Here is a 14,874-nt window from a genome sequence, read left to right on the forward strand (position 1 = left end):
GGGCTGCGGGAAGTGAAGTTTGGAAGCGGGGCCGGGGTGTCAGAGGGAGAAGCGGGTTTCGGCCAGCCGGTACAGGCGCCGCCAAAACAGGCGGTTCAGTCCCACGACGTAGACGGACATTACGATGACCCCGACCAGGACCTTGGCCATGTCTCCGGTTCCGGTGGCGTCCGCGATGTAGGAGCCGAGTCCTGTCGCGGTGAGGGTCTGGTGGTTGTAGGTGACGATTTCAGCGACGATCGAGGCGTTCCAGGCGCCTCCGGCGGCGGTGATCCCACCGGTGACATAGGACGGGAAGATGGCTGGCAGTATCAGCCGGCGCCACCGCAGCCCGCGGGGCACGCCGAAGCTGTTCATTGCCTGGCGCAGGTCGGTCGGGATCGCGCTGGCCCCTGCGATGACGTTGAAAAGGATGTACCACTGGGCTCCCAGGGACATCAGCACGATCCCGCCAAGATCGAGGGTGATATGGCCGGCGATGAAGAACGCGATGATGAAGGGGAAGAGGAAGTTCGCAGGGAAGCTGGCCAGCAGCTGCACGAGGGGCTGTGCCAGGCGGCTGATGCGGGGGTTCATCCCGATCCAGACCCCGACCGGTACCCAAATCAGGGTCGCGGCGACCAGAATCACGACGACCCGGGCGAAGGTCACGCCGCCGAGGGCGAACGCATCACCGAACGCTCCCAGGCCGGTGCTGTCCTGAATGAATACGAAGGCGTGCCAGGCCCCGAAGAGCACCACCACGCCGATGGCAGCCGTGACGAGCACATCGGTTCCACGGCGGACCAGCACCGGGGTGTGCAAGGGGTGTTCGGCCAGCCCGAACGGACGTGTCAGGGCGTCCAGGGCCCGCCCTATGGGTCCTGCAGCGCGGGCGAAGGCGTGCGGGAGGACGGAACGGCGCAGGGTCTCCAGAACGAGGCTTCGCGGTTTCTCAGCGGCGGAGGTCTCTTCCTGCCGGAACTTCTCCGACCACGCCACCAGGGGGCGCCAAAACAGGAAATTTGTTCCCAGTACCATCACGGCCATGGACACGATGGCCCACCAGACCCGGTCCAGCTGGCCCTGTTCAACCGCGGCGGCAACGTATGCGCCGACGCCGGGCAGGGCGTAGGCCTGGTTGTTGACCGAGATGGCCTCCGATGCTGCGAGGAAGAACCAGCCGCCGCCGAAGCTCATCATCCCGTTCCACACCAGCGGGATCATGCCGGCCGGCACGTCCAGCTTCCAGAACCGTTGCCACTTCGTCAACCGCATCAACCGGGCAGCTTCGTCCAGTTCCCGGGGCTGGCTGACCAGGGCGTAGTAGAACGCGAAAGCCATGTTCCAGGCCTGGGATGTGAAGATCGCGAAGATCGAGGCGCATTCGAGGCCGAGCATGGAGTGCGGGAAAAGGGCGATGAACCCTGTGACGGTCACCGAAAGGAAGCCCAGAATTGGAACGGACTGCAGGATGTCCAGAACCGGCAGCAGGACCTTCTCCGCCCGTGGGATCCGCGCCGCGGCGGTCGCATAAACGAAGGTGAACAAAACACTCGCCCCCAGCGCGATGAACATCCGCAGCAGGGACCGGGCCGCGTAATAGGGCAGCTCGGCCGGGTCGGTCGAAACCTCCGTGGGGGCCGATCCGAGCTCGAACGGGGCGTTCAGCGATGGGCTCAGCCTTACCAGAACGAACAACAGCGCCAGCACCGCAGCGCCGACGAGCAGGTCAACCCAGCGAAGGGCCGGCCGGCGCAGGACACCGGCGCCGGGAAAAGAACGAAATGAGGACATGACGAACTCCGCGCATACACAGGCCGGCGGAAGCGCAGGTCACCTGTTCAGGCAGGGCAACGTCATCCGACGGCGGGAACAGAAGAAAAAGGGTAGGAGAGAAACGCATCTATGGGGCCCGGGTTTCACACCCTCACCTCCTCCCGCTCGATCTGCGGCACCGGCCGCAGACAACCATCAGTCACCGTTCACGGCGCAACGGGAGCAAAGTCTCCCGGCAGACTGGGCCGGAGACTTCAAACACCTCCTCGTCAGAGCTTTGGCACTGCACGGCGTAATCCCGTCCCCGGCACAGCGCCGGCGGGAAGCCACTTGGGGTCACCCCTTAATCCGGGGAGACCTGTCCTGACCGGGGGTGTCTTTCGACAGGAAGGGTCAGTAGCCTGTGTCCATGCAGAAGCCTCACCGAACAAGGTGTTGCGACGCCCTGACCTTATCCCCCACCAACAGGCCGGACCAACTCCGCCGGGGGTCCTTAACGGAACCTTAACGCCACCCACCACGACGGCCGAACACGGACGTCAGTGTCCCAACAAGGCTCGTTTTCGAGGCGCTCGATGATCCAATCGATAGTTTCCGCCCGCCGTTAAGCGGCGATTCGCGTGGACCAATCTTCGGGAACAAAAGGGGCCGGCACCTTGCAGTACCAACCCCGGGCAGAACTGCGCCGATTCGTCCCGGTACGGAGTGGGATGTGCTGAGCCGGCCGGCAGGCATGACGGGGACGACAGAGCAGGATCAGGCACATGTTCCCGGACACGAACTTGCCGGTGCTGTGCTTCAGAGAGTGTTTTACGTCCTTAGCGTTGGGTCCTTCACCTGTACCCGTCAGGGATGGCTCGCAGCCGGATTCTTCTCGTCGTTTTGGCGGTGCATGTGCCGCAGCCGCTGTCGGCGGTATTCCCGTGCGGTGATCCACACGATGAAGACGTCAAAGACAGTGAGTAGGACCATGCCCCAGGAGAAGGCAACGACGATCCGGTAGAGCTGATAGAAGATGAAAACGAGCAGGAAGCCGATCATCCACGGATAAGCCCAGAGTCTGTCTTTCAGTACCGCCCAGACCAGAACTATTTTCACCAGTCCATGGAGCAGCAGATAGATCGCGCCGAAGACGGACGCAGACAGCGAAGCTGCAGAAGCGGCGTGCAGGACAGCATTGGCGAGTGGGTCGCCAGGGTCCTGAGCCAGTTCGTGCTGGGTGACAAAGCGCGCCACGTCCCCTATTTGTGAGGGGGAAACGAGCAACAGTAGAACGCCGCCGATGAGCTCGAGGACACCGTCGAGCCCCTTCAGCGTCAGGCTGATCCGGAACGTCCGGTCCAGGAGCGCGTCTCCGGAGGTGCGGCCTGCCACTACGCTCCGCCTAGTCCGGAAAAGTCACCGAGGCGAAAAGTAAACCTAAGCATGCTTAGCATCGTAGTCCTATGGCGGTACGCACTGTCCAGACGCTCGGGCTTAAAAGTGTGCGCAAAAGCATTGCAGCCATGGCGTTCGGGCACCACTCTGAGGTCGTTCCCGGTCCCGAATTGGCCACCGGGTCACGTCAGCGAGGGCTTTTGCTGACTCTTGCGGCCGAGCCGCCCATATCGTTGCCCACGCACCCTCCCGGCTGTTGGGCGACAGTAGTTGTCGAGGGGTCAAGTCGATTCAGAATCGAAAGGAGCCGCATGTCCCGCGGCAACCCGTTCCGCGGCCCGGCGGGGCATCGCTGTTCCTGCCGAGGCTGACGGAGCCTCAGGTGCAGGGTTCTCGGCGAGGGCTTCGCGGATGATGCGGCGAGGGTCGTACTGCCGGGGGTCCAGCGCTCCCCACTTCATGTCATCAAAGTCGTCCCCGAGTTCCTGGCGGAGCTGCTCCTGGGCCCCCGAGGCCATTCGGCGTACTTCCCGGACGAGCCGGCCAAGCTGCGCAGCGTACTGTGGAATCCGTTCAGGCCCCAGCACGAAGATCCCGATGATGAGCAGAACGAAGAACTTCTCTGCACCGATACCGAACATGTCTTAATCGTAAAGTGCCGACGCGGCGCGTGCAGCCCGGGATACGAAGCAGCACCCGCCCGAGCGCCAGCTCGGCAGCGGTGGCTATTGCGCCGGCAGTGGGTGTTCAGCCTGGCTTTTCCAGAATCGCTGAGCCTCGTTGCAGTTGATCCTGGTACGGGTCGGTCCGTGGCCGGCGACCTGTTCGTGGCCGACCTGAATGGCGCGGTGGCCGCGGCGCGGTGGGCGTTGCGGGCGCGAGGATTTTAAAAGCGAAGGCGCCGGCACGATTGCTCGTGCCGGCGCCTTCTGTTTTCCCTCTGCAAAGGAAATCTGTGGGGCAGCGTCTCGCTGCCTGGTCGTTAGAAGTTGTGGTGTTCCTGGGCCCATTCGGTATCGACCGGGCCGATCTTTTGGCCGGCGGTGAGCAGGCTGAGCTCAATGATGTCCTCAGCCAGGCTGGGGCGGGCGGACCGGGCGTCGTCCTCGGTCATGGTGAATTCATGGCTCATGGTGGCGCTCCCCTGCGTTGGTGCCGTGTTCGTTCCTCCACTCTAGCCGGGATCTCTGTCTGATTCCTGGATCCGCTGGCTGCGCCCGCGCGAGCGTCTGGGCGGCCGGAGGAGCGCCAGCGGGGGAGGCCGCCCCGCCACCGCAAAAGGACGGCCCGGGTCATTCGATCCCCGGGCCGTCCTTGTTTCGCGCCTAGATCATGCGGCGCTTGTAGGCGGTTTCGACGTTCCGGGCGACTTCGGCGATGGTGCCGCGGTTGATCAGTTCCTGCATGAGGACCGCGAGCCGGAAGCCGGGGACGTCGTTGGCGGCGTGCTTGAGGTAGCGGGTGGCGCCGGTGGCGTTGCCTTTGAGCCATTCGAGCCAGCCCATCAGGGTCAGCATGGGTGCGCGTTGGCCGGTGGGGACGGCTTTCATCAGTTCGAAGGCCATCGCTTCGGCGCGGTCGATGCGGTCCCAGTCCGGGCGGCCGGTTAATTTACCGAGCATCACGTCGGCGAAGCTGCCGTTGTGGGTGGTGATGGTCTCCCGGAACATGAAGTCTCGGATGAACTTGTTCTGGAACGCGGCCGCGAGGTCCCGGGCGCTTTGCCCGTCCGGGGTCGCGGTGCCATCCAGCAGCACTGCCCACGCCTCGCACGCTGCCTCGGTCTGAGCCTCGGTGCCTTCGGGTGCTTCGACGCGCAGCGCCCAGGTTCCCAGCAGGGCGGGGTTGTAGACGTCGACGTCGGTGGCGCTGCCCAAGTAGGTGAGGGCGGCGTTGGCTTGGCTGTCGGTGATCTCGTCCAGCGGGTGGTTCTCGTCGGTGCCGAATTCGGCCCAGTGGGTGGAGGTGACCAGCCAGACGTTCCGCACGGGCATCCGGGCCGCTGCGAGTTCGTTGACCAGGGCCGCGACGTGCGCGGCGTAGGGGTAGCCCTCCGGGTCTTCGTCGGTGTAGACGATGACGTAGGACGCGGTGGCTTCCTCGTCGTTGGCCGCGTGGCTGGTCAGGGTCTGCGCGTAGGGTGCGGGTTCGGCGTGCTCCGGGGCGTCTACCCGCAGGGTCGCGCCCAGTGCGCCCGCCCTTGCTGTGAGGACGACGAAGGACTCTGTGGGCGTGGTGCCCAGCAGGTGCGGGACGGCGGCGATCAGGTCGGCGGGGCTTTTGAGGTTCAGCTTCTCGTTCATGGTGTTGCTCCTTTTGCAGAGGATTCCGGTGGGTGGGGCGGCTCAGGTGACCGGCCAGCTCCCCTCTCCCCCCGTTGTTTTTTGGCTGCTGGCGGAGCTTGCGGAGCTGTGCCCGACGGAGGCCTGTCTACCGAAGGCAAGGGGCAGGAAATTCCCGGAGGGAATAAGCGACGAAGGAGCGCCGCAGGGAAATTCCTGCACCGCAGGCCCCTGGAGGAACGACAGGGGCTAGACGGGCTGGAGCGGGCACGTACGATCCGAAGGACAGCAGCCAAAAAACGTCGAAGACGTCAGAAAAGGGCCAGGGCAGCCGGAGCTCTGCGACGGAGGCACTGGACCCAACAGCCGGCCGCGCCAGCGGACGACCGATTGGGTGCGAGCCCTGCGAGCATGCTCTTCGTGCAACGGCCTGTTGCACCACTCCCCTGCGTTGCCGGCCACCTGCCCTGGCGGGCCGGGGGCGATGCGGGATCAGGGCCGGGAAGTGGCCGTGAATGGCGGTCCGCCGCCGGTGACCAGCGACGTTCCCCGGCCACGTGCGGCGGACCGCCCGACCCCTGGGGCGGACCGCCCGACCCCTGGGGCGGGCCGGGACCTAGTGGTGGGTCCCGGCCCGTCGTGCTGTGGTTAGTGGAGTCCGGGCCGGTGTTCGGCGGCGAAGAGGACAGCCACGATTTCGTTGTGCCAGTCCAGCGCGGCGTACTGACGGGTCGTGTCCAGGGTTCCCGGGTCTACGCGGGCTTCGGTGGTCACGGTTTCGGCCATGCCTCGGATGTGGGCGGCGAGGTCGGCGGCCGCGTCGGCGCTGTAGGCCACGGGGGACTTCTGCACGATGGCGGCCAGAGTTTCGAGGAACACCACGGTCTGGGCCGGGTTTTCGGCGATGCTGTTGCCGGTGGTCATGGTTCTTGGCTCCTTGGAGGGTTTAGGGGCCTGCCGGGCGGTGTCCGCCCGGCAGGGGCGTGGGTGGTGGTTAGGCGGCGTTGGGCCGGAAGGGCATCCGGTAGCGGGACGGGAGTTCCGCGGCGGCTTCGGGCAGGTCGTCGGGACCGTGGGCCTGACCGTTCTTCCAGTGGTAGAACGCCTGCTCGGTGATCGCGTCCCACTGGCGGGCTTTGGTCCGGTAGTAGGTGCAGGTCACGTCGCCCTCGCAGTAGGTCGTTCACCCGCCGCAGCGGGCTCTGCAACATCTGCACGGGCCGCTACATCCGGCACACCAAACGCATGGGCGCCATGAGAGCCGAAGACTGGATCAACCGGGCAGCCGAGCTACAGAGGACGAACTGGGTATCCCACATCATCCCGATCCTGTGCTCAGTGGCAAACTGCACAAACCGCAGTAAAGGCCTGGGCGTGCCCCTGATGGCCGCCACCGACGGAAACCCACGACGATGGCACCAGAAAAAGGACCGACTGCCTCCCCTATGCCTGGGCCACCATCCCATCAGGACAGTTCCAGACATTGCAACGTGGGTGGCCGCCCAGGAAGCCAAGCCGGTCAAACCGCCGGAATACTGCGCCGTCCCATGGTGCGGCTACAAACGGCACCCCGCCAACTGGATCGGACTCTGCCGGCGCCATTCAAAGCTGATCGCCACCCAGGGCGAGCTGGCTTTGCACCTCGAGCGGGAAGCTGTCGTCTCACTGGAACCCGACGGTTACCGGGAAATCCACGCCCCTGCCGCAGCAACAGGCGGATACGAACTGAACCTCGCTGCATTGCGCCGCCGGCACCCGGGCTTGGCCACCGAACTGCTGTGGGCCCTTCAGCACCAGGACCGCATTGGCTTCCCTATCAATATCGTCACGACCCGGGCCCTCATCCGTTCGGCCATGGACTTCCCGCAGGCCACGAAATCCTTCCTCAACGCCGAGACCCGGGCACTGTCCGAGAGCAAGGTCATGCGCTCGGTAAATGCCTGGTCGATGTTCCGTGTGGTGCGGGCGCGATTACTCGAACGCTACGTCCCGTGGTCCACCAACGGTGATCTTCTCCGGTCAGACCTCATCCCGTTCGGTCTGCTGACGACGTCATCCAACCGATCCGGGTCGGCCCGCTCCCTAGCAGCCCTGGACTTCCGGCCGATACCTCTGGAGTGGGCCCGGCAAATGGCCAAGCTGTGGATCTTGGAGCGATCCACCACGGAGACTTCCGCGACTACCCTCATCACTCACGTCGCACGGCTTTGCACGGACTTTGTCGTCCAGTGCGCGGCCCGGAACCTCCCCTCGCCCACGAACGCGTCCAAACTCACCCGGCAACACGGCAAGGTCCTGGCACAGGCTCTGGCAGGCCTGCCCCGGCTCGACGGGCAACCCCTGTCCAACAGCTACAAACGGCTCCTTGGATCGACGCTGGCCGGCATGATCGACTACGCCCGAAAAAACTCGGACCTGTTCGAAAACACCACTCTCTCGTTCGCTCTGGACTACGACCTGCAGATCCCCCTCGAAGACAACCCGCGGGCAGACGAAGACGATGAGACCGGACGGGCAGTTCCCGAACTTGTCATCGAGTACCTCTTCGAGCAGTTGCCCACTGCACGGGTCTCCAACCCCGCATCAGCCGCTGCCCCCAATGACGTCTACAAAGCAGCGTTCACCTGCTACATGACCCTCCTGCGCGACGCCGGACGCCGACCCAGCGAAACCGCCAGCCTCCGCCGTGACTGCCTCAGCTACGACAACACCGGCCAAGCCACCCTGCTCTGGCACAACGGCAAAGGAAGACGCAGAGGCAGGCGCCTGCCCATCTGGGCAGAAACCGCACAAGCCCTGGAGACATGGTTTAGCGTCCGGGACCAACACATCACGGCGATGCCCGCCGGGCAGCAGGATTGGCTTTTTCCCACTTTCCGTCCCAGGGCCCGGGACAAACACCTCAAGACAACGTGGTTCAACAAACGGCTCCGGAACTGGATCGACCTCGACCTTCCCGACCTGCCCGGCCCTGCGGAGGGGCCCGGAGCAGGAGCACCGTTCTGCAAGACGAGCGTTTTCGCGTACGCGTTCCGCCACTCCTACTGCCAACGACTGGCCGACGCGGGAGTCCCCCAGGAAACCCTCCGCCGCCTCATGGACCACCGGTCCGCCGACACCACAGCGCAGTACTACACGGTGAGCAACGCACGAAAACGCAAAGCCATCGACTCCGTCAAAAGGCTCTCCTTCGACGCCCAGGGCGCCCACTCCCCCGTCGCCGAAGACCTTTACTCCATGGCGGCGGTCGCCGTTCCATTCGGCAACTGCACCGAACCGACCAACATCAAAGCAGCGGGCAAAGCATGCCCCGCACGTTTCCAATGCGGCGGCTGCACATTCTTCAGATCCGACCCTTCCCACCTCCCAGACCTCAAGGCGCATCTGGAACGGATGAAAGAAGACCTCGCCTGGCAGATCGCGCAGAACCTTCGGCCCTCACTCATCACCGACACCCGAAACGAAATCGAGGCGTTCACCGCTCTCATCGCCGCGCAGGAAACACGGCTCGCTGATCTGCCCCACAGCGAAAGGGAGTCCCTCGCGGAAGCCTCCGCCGTACTGCGCCGGCTCCGTGCCAGCGTCCCGGCCGCTGTCGAGAAACCCTTCATCCCGGTCGGAAGCCTCAAAATCAAGACCCGCACAGTCGAGGATGAAGGATGAGAACCCACTCAGGCTCGAAAACGGCTGCAATGGTGCAGCAACGAAAGAAAGACAGCAAAATCAAAAGACAGGCAGTCCTGGCCACCATCGATGCGATGACAGGGACAAACACTCCTATCACCGTCGCAGATGTTGCGCGCCGTGCCGGCGTCAGCCCCTGGCTCGTCCGCCAACCACCCCTCCTCGCGCACCTAAAAAAGCACAGGCCACCGACAACTGCACGGACACCAAACCCAGCCACCGGCTCGCTCCTTGTCGAACGCGACCTTCTGCGCAAGGAGAACCAACGGCTCCGCCATGAACTACAGCGGCATCAGCTCCGCATCTCCGAACTGCTTGGGGACCAGATCGACGGCACGGACGCCCACTCCCAATCCGTCAAAGTCCAGGAACTGATAGACCAAAACGCCATTCTTACCCGGCACGCCAGCGACGCGAGCCAAGAGCTCCGGCAACTGAAACAGAAAGCAGAAGGGCTTGCCTCCGACCTGGACGCAGCCCACAGCGTCAACCGATCCCTACTGGCCGAAATAAACCGCCCAGCACGGGGCCGCTCCTAATTCCCGGTGAGTTCCGGCGAAGAACTTCGGGGCTGTAACACTTGTTGTCAGCCGGACCAGACGCATTCCAGGCTTTCGGTGCCCCGGACAGTCACCACCGATCCCGATGGGTGTGTGTTCCAGATCGCAGAAAAGGTGGCAGGGTCCGCCTATCGTTGCCGCTACCGGAGCAACATCATTGGCCCGTGTTGGTAGGGGGCATTGTCCGGTACATCCGCTTTAAAGGAACGGTGAGAGGTAAGGACATGGTCAGGGCAATCTGGAATGGGAAAGTCATTGCCGAGTCGGAGGACACTGTCGTGGTTGAAGGCAATCACTACTTCCCGCGTGAGGCAGTGAATCCGCTCTACCTGAAGGACAGCGACATGTATTCGGTCTGCCCGTGGAAGGGGCGGGCCAGTTATCACACGCTGGAGGTAGACGGCCAGGTCAACGTTGATGCGGCATGGTTTTACAGTGACCCGAAAAAGCGGGCTGCGCCGATCAAGGACCGTGTTGCTTTCTGGCGGGGCGTGCGGATCGAGGAATGACGCGGCGGGGATTAGAGGTAGCTGCAGATCCTGGACTGGTCACACGCAGCCGGATCCCCGGCCGCTACGACCTGGTAGGAGGCGGCGACCCCTGCCCGCAGTGCGGTCAGTTCCGCAATCCTCGAATCCAGCTCGGCCAGCTGGCCGGCCAGAATATCCCGGACATGGGCACAGGGGGCGCTGCCGGGTTCCCGGACTGCCAGGATGCTGCGGATCTGGTTCACGGACAGCCCCGCCGCCCTGCCCCGGACAATGAAATCAAGCCGGTCCAGGCTGTCTGCGTCGTAGTGACGGTAGCCGTTGGTCCCCCGTGGCGCAGGCGGGAGCAGCCCCTGCTCTTCATAGAACCGCAGGGTCTTGGGCGTCATCCCCACAGTTTTGGCAACTTCACCGATACGCATATGTGGTCCTCATTTCCATGATGGGCCACGACACTTTTAAGGGCCCGGGCGATCTATACATTCCAGTTTAGGTGAAGGTTTCCCCCTCTCTTGGAATCTTCTGCGCCCAGAAGCGTGGTCTTCTTGACCTTCCCCCACAGGGGAAGGTGGAGAGTGGGAGGAGGAAATGCAAGCACCTGTCCGAAACGGAGCCAGGCCCGTCGCGGGCTCGTCGTCAATGCCATCAATGGAGGTTCCATGTCTGCCGTACAGCGCTTTGACTTTGATCTTGCGATCATCGGTTCAGGTGGCGGTGCCTTCGCCGCGGCCATCCGTGCCACGAACCTGGGCAAGCGTGTTCTGATGGTCGAGCGGTCAACCATCGGCGGGACCTGCGTGAACACCGGGTGCGTTCCTTCCAAGGCGCTGCTCGCCGCCGCCGAGGCCCGCCACGTAGCGATCGATGCCGGGGGCAGGTTTCCGGGGATCGCTGCCGGTGCCGGGCCGGTGGACATGCCGGGCCTGATCGGTGGGAAGGGCGCCCTGGTCGAAGCGATGCGCTCGGAGAAGTATGCCGACCTGATTGAGGACTACGGCTGGGAGCTCCGCCAGGGAACCGCCGCCTTTGCCGGCACGCCTGAAGACCCGGTACTGGACATTGTCTCCGCCGGCGGCGGCCAAGAGTCGGTCGCCGCGGCACACTACCTGGTGGCGACGGGCTCTGAGCCGTGGGCTCCCCCGGTGCCGGGACTGCAGGACACCGGCTACCTGACATCGACGACGGCGATGGAACTGGAGGAGGTCCCGGAGTCCCTGCTGGTGGTCGGCGGAGGTTTCGTGGCCCTGGAGCAGGCCCAGCTGTTCGCCCGGCTGGGCTCCAAGGTGACCATGCTGGTCCGCTCCCGGCTCGCCTCATCGGAGGAACCCGAAGTCTCACTGGCACTAATGAGCGTCTTCACCGACGAGGGCATCCGCGTCCTCCGCCGCGCCACTCTGGCCTCGGTCGCGACCGATGAGAGCACGGGCGGTGTGACGGCGGTGGCTGACGTCGCAGGCAGCCGCCAGGAATTCCATGCAGCACACCTGCTGATGGCCACCGGACGGCGCCCCGTCACCGAAGGACTGAACCTGGACACGGTCGGTGTGAAGACCGGGGACCGCGGCGAAATCCTGATCCAAAACACCCTGGCCAGCACTAACCCGCGGATCTGGGCCGCAGGCGATGTCACCGGGCACCGGGAGTTCGTCTACGTCGCGTCCGCCCACGGCGCCTTGGCTGTGGACAACGCCTTCAACGACGCCGGCCGCGAAGTCGACTACCGGCACCTTCCCCGGGTGGCCTTTACCAGCCCGGCCATGGCCGCCGTCGGGCTGACCGACAAGGAAGCCAACGGCGCGGGCGTCAGCTGTGAATGCCGTGTCCTGCCGCTGGAGTACGTTCCGCGCGCCCTGGTGAACCGGGACACCCGCGGCTTCATCAAGCTCGTGGCGGAGAACGGGACCGGGAAGATCCTGGGACTCACCGCCGTCGGCAAGGAAGCAGGGGACCTGGCCGCCGCAGGGGTCTACATCCTGGAAGCAGGCATGACCGTTGAACAGGTCGCAAACCTGTGGAGCCCCTACCTGACCATGGCCGAGGGCATCAAAATCGCGGCCCAGTCCTACACCACCGACATCTCCCGGCTCTCCTGCTGCGCAACATGACCACGGACCCGGGGTACGCCAACACCAACGAGAAAGGCAGGAACTGATGGAGAAACACTTCGATGTTGCTGTCCTGGGCATGGGCCCGGCGGGCGAAGTGGCAGCCAGCCGGCTTCTGAAGGCTGGGACAAAGGTTGCCGTGATCGAACGCGAACTGATTGGCGGTGAATGCGCCTACTGGGCCTGCGTCCCGTCCAAGACCCTGCTCCGGCCGCCGGAAGCGAAGACTGCGGCGGCCCGGGCGGCCGGGGTCAGGGGAGCTGAGCTGGATTGGGCTACTGCCAGTGATTACCGGGACTACATGATCCGCCACCTCGACGACAAAGCGCAGGTTGACGGCTACACGGGTCAGGGCGCCACGGTCATCAAAGCCGAAGCGAGGATCACCGGCCCCGGCACTCTACAGACCGGCGACGGGACCATCACCGCCGACCACATCATCATCGCCACCGGCTCCGAAGCAGTCATCCCCGACCTGGAAGGCGCAGAAGACGTGACCACCTGGACCAACCGGGAAACCTTCACCGTCACCGAATTACCAGAGCGGGCGGTGGTGATTGGCGGCAGCGCGGTGGGCATCGAAACAGCCACATTCCTGGCCCGCTTCGGCGTGGACGTGACGCTGGTGCACCGCGGCACGGGCTTGCTGGAACGCGAAGAACCCCGGGTTGGTGAACTGACCGGGCTCTACCTGCAAGAAGCCGCGGTGAAGGTGCGCCTTGGCGTTCGGGCTGTCCGTGCCAGGCGGGACGGAACAGACAGCTTTTTGGAGCTCGACGACGGCACATCGGTGAGTACCGACGTCGTCATCTTCGCCACCGGCCGCCGGCCACGGAGCAAGGACCTCGGCTTCGAAACGGCAGGGGTAGCCCTCGATGCCCGGGGCGCGGTACAGGTCGATGACCATTGCCGGGCCGGGAACAATGTATGGGCGATCGGTGATGTCACCGGCATCATGCCCTTCACGCACGTTGCCAAGTACCAGGGCCGCATCGTGGCAGACGCCATCCTCGGCCAGCCACGCCCGGCCAGCTACGAGGGCATCCCCAGGGTGGTTTTCGGGGACCCGGAAATCGCGGCCGCCGGGATCACCCAGGCCCAGGCCGACGAGCAGGGACGAGCAACAGCGTTCGCCGAACTGGACCTGGCCAAATCACTTACCCGCCCCTGGACCTACGAGCAGGAACCACGCGGGAATCTCGGACTCCTCACCGACACCGACGAGGGGATCCTTATCGGGGCCTGGGCGGTGTCGCCCTTGGCCGGGGAATGGATCCACCAGGCTTCCCTCGCGATCCGCGCCAAAGTACCCATTGCCGTCCTTCACGACCAGGTCGCCCAGTTCCCCAGCTACAGTGAGGCCTTCCAGATGGCCCTCGACAACCTCAAATACCGAAAGGAAACGCTATGAGCAGCGCAAAAGCTGTCACCGACAACACCTTCGAACACGAGGTCCTGCAAGCAGACAAGCCAGTCATCGTGGACTTCTGGGCCGACTGGTGCGGGCCCTGCAGGATGGTCTCCCCCGTCCTGGACCAGATCGCGGCCGAGCACGCAGGAACAGTCGACGTCGTGAAGGTCAACATCGACGAAAATCCCCAAGTCGCGGCGGAATACGGCATCACCTCCATCCCTGCCATCTACCTGTTCAACGACGGCGAACTGAAATCCTCAGTGATCGGTGCCCGACCCAAGCAATACCTCGAAAAAGAATTCGCGGAGTACCTGCAAACCTCACACTGAACCTCGGTGGAGATCATTGAAGGAGAACGAAGCGTCGAAGACGCAATTCAGCTTTACGCACCGACGGCCGCCGCCTATGTGATGGGCCGGACGCCCCGTACGCCGGGCGGCTCCCCTTCACCCCGGCTTCCGGTGGTGCCGCTGATCCTGACGCGTCAGTCGCCGCCCCCGCCCTGGTTGAGCAGATGATTGAAAAGGTCAGAGATGCTTTTGGGGCCGGCGAATCCCCACGGTGATACCAGACTGTACCGTCCGGAAGCTCGTGGCCGGTACCGACCGCACCCTGCACGTACTACTGAAGGAGCCCCTGCATGAAACCCTCACTCATTGTTTTTGACGTCAACGAAACCCTGTCGGACATGTCCCCCATGGGCCAGCGGTTCCTCGACGCTGGCGCGCCGGCGCACCTGGCGAAGCTGTGGTTCGCCACCTTGTTGCGGGACGGCTTTGCCCTCACCGCCGCCGGAAACACCGGCAGCTTCGCCGGGATCGGCGCTGAAGCCCTACGGGGCCTGTTCAGCGGCATGGACCTGAATCAGGAGATTGAGCCCGCGGTGCAGCATGTCATGGCCGGGTTCTCCAGCCTCGCGCTGCACCCTGATGTCGTCGCCGGCGTCACGGCCCTGCACGGGGCCGGATACCGCCTCGTCACGCTGACCAACGGCTCCACTCAGGTGGCAGAGAAACTCTTCACCGACGCCGGAATCCGGGACAGCTTCGACGTGCTGCTCTCGGTGGAGGAAGCCTCCGCCTGGAAACCCGGCCGGCCCTCCTACGAGTACGCGGCCTCCGCGTGCGGTACCCGGCCGGAGGAGATGCTCTTGGTCGCGGTCCATCCCTGGGACATTCACGGCGCGGCCCGCGCGGGCCTGGCCAC

General features: G+C 64.4%; 14 protein-coding genes, 1 pseudogene and 1 riboswitch. Of the genes and pseudogenes, 7 read left to right on the top strand and 8 right to left on the bottom strand.

What is annotated here, in order from left to right:
- Window positions 1–39: 39 nt before the first annotated feature.
- The 7 genes and pseudogenes from ACFUCU_RS15620 to ACFUCU_RS15650 form a co-directional block, all read right to left on the bottom strand.
- On the bottom strand, window positions 40–1,776 hold the full coding sequence (locus ACFUCU_RS15620) for an ABC transporter permease (protein WP_377973390.1): 1,737 nt from the start codon (window positions 1,774–1,776) through the stop codon (window positions 40–42).
- A gap of 237 nt (window positions 1,777–2,013) precedes the next feature.
- A riboswitch (M-box (ykoK) riboswitch) is annotated at window positions 2,014–2,197 on the bottom strand.
- A gap of 407 nt (window positions 2,198–2,604) precedes the next feature.
- A complete protein-coding gene (locus tag ACFUCU_RS15625) occupies window positions 2,605–3,132 on the bottom strand; it encodes a DUF2127 domain-containing protein (protein ID WP_377973391.1) in 528 nt (175 codons plus the stop codon).
- A gap of 284 nt (window positions 3,133–3,416) precedes the next feature.
- Window positions 3,417–3,776 (bottom strand): sec-independent translocase, encoded by a 360-nt coding sequence (locus ACFUCU_RS15630; protein WP_377973392.1) that lies wholly within the window; start codon window positions 3,774–3,776, stop codon window positions 3,417–3,419.
- 341 nt (window positions 3,777–4,117) lie between these two features.
- Window positions 4,118–4,267, bottom strand: a complete 150-nt coding sequence (locus ACFUCU_RS15635; protein ID WP_377973393.1) for a hypothetical protein — start codon at window positions 4,265–4,267, stop codon at window positions 4,118–4,120.
- Window positions 4,268–4,460: 193 nt separating this feature from the next.
- Entirely contained in the window at window positions 4,461–5,438 is a 978-nt protein-coding gene (locus ACFUCU_RS15640; protein WP_377973394.1) for a DUF4192 family protein, read from the bottom strand.
- Between the two features lie 627 nt (window positions 5,439–6,065).
- Complete coding sequence (locus tag ACFUCU_RS15645; protein ID WP_377973395.1) at window positions 6,066–6,341, bottom strand: hypothetical protein; 276 nt, start codon at window positions 6,339–6,341, stop codon at window positions 6,066–6,068.
- Between the two features lie 70 nt (window positions 6,342–6,411).
- Window positions 6,412–6,597, bottom strand: a pseudogene (locus tag ACFUCU_RS15650) (hypothetical protein); the annotation flags it as partial.
- Window positions 6,598–6,911: 314 nt separating this feature from the next.
- Here ACFUCU_RS15650 and ACFUCU_RS15655 point away from each other — a divergent pair.
- The 3 genes from ACFUCU_RS15655 (at window position 6,912) to ACFUCU_RS15665 (ending at window position 10,170) form a co-directional block, all read left to right on the top strand.
- A complete protein-coding gene (locus ACFUCU_RS15655; protein ID WP_377973396.1) occupies window positions 6,912–9,080 on the top strand; it encodes a tyrosine-type recombinase/integrase in 2,169 nt (722 codons plus the stop codon).
- A 29-nt stretch (window positions 9,081–9,109) separates the two neighbouring features.
- Window positions 9,110–9,640, top strand: a complete 531-nt coding sequence (locus ACFUCU_RS15660) for a hypothetical protein (protein WP_377973397.1) — start codon at window positions 9,110–9,112, stop codon at window positions 9,638–9,640.
- A 245-nt stretch (window positions 9,641–9,885) separates the two neighbouring features.
- Window positions 9,886–10,170, top strand: a complete 285-nt coding sequence (locus ACFUCU_RS15665; protein WP_377973398.1) for a DUF427 domain-containing protein — start codon at window positions 9,886–9,888, stop codon at window positions 10,168–10,170.
- Window positions 10,171–10,181: 11 nt separating this feature from the next.
- Here the strand turns inward: ACFUCU_RS15665 and ACFUCU_RS15670 are convergent, their stop codons facing one another.
- The gene (locus tag ACFUCU_RS15670) at window positions 10,182–10,571 is read right to left on the bottom strand and encodes a heavy metal-responsive transcriptional regulator (RefSeq protein ID WP_377973399.1); all 390 of its coding nucleotides are present in this window, start codon (window positions 10,569–10,571) and stop codon (window positions 10,182–10,184) included.
- Window positions 10,572–10,808: 237 nt separating this feature from the next.
- Between ACFUCU_RS15670 and merA the strand changes: the two genes are divergently transcribed.
- From merA to ACFUCU_RS15690, 4 genes are all read left to right on the top strand, one after another.
- Window positions 10,809–12,254 (top strand): mercury(II) reductase, encoded by a 1,446-nt coding sequence (gene merA / locus ACFUCU_RS15675; protein WP_377973400.1) that lies wholly within the window; start codon window positions 10,809–10,811, stop codon window positions 12,252–12,254.
- A 46-nt stretch (window positions 12,255–12,300) separates the two neighbouring features.
- Window positions 12,301–13,665: a dihydrolipoyl dehydrogenase family protein gene (locus ACFUCU_RS15680; protein WP_377973401.1), complete on the top strand. Its 1,365-nt coding sequence runs from the start codon at window positions 12,301–12,303 to the stop codon at window positions 13,663–13,665.
- On the top strand, window positions 13,662–13,997 hold the full coding sequence (trxA, locus tag ACFUCU_RS15685; protein WP_377973402.1) for a thioredoxin: 336 nt from the start codon (window positions 13,662–13,664) through the stop codon (window positions 13,995–13,997). Before ACFUCU_RS15680 ends, trxA begins: the two co-directional genes overlap by 4 nt.
- A 311-nt stretch (window positions 13,998–14,308) precedes the next feature.
- On the top strand, window positions 14,309–14,874 hold a 566-nt coding region (locus ACFUCU_RS15690; protein ID WP_377973403.1), incomplete at its 3' end, for a haloacid dehalogenase type II.

Source organism: Arthrobacter sp. NPDC057259 (genome assembly GCF_042668995.1).
Lineage (GTDB): Bacteria > Actinomycetota > Actinomycetes > Actinomycetales > Micrococcaceae > Arthrobacter.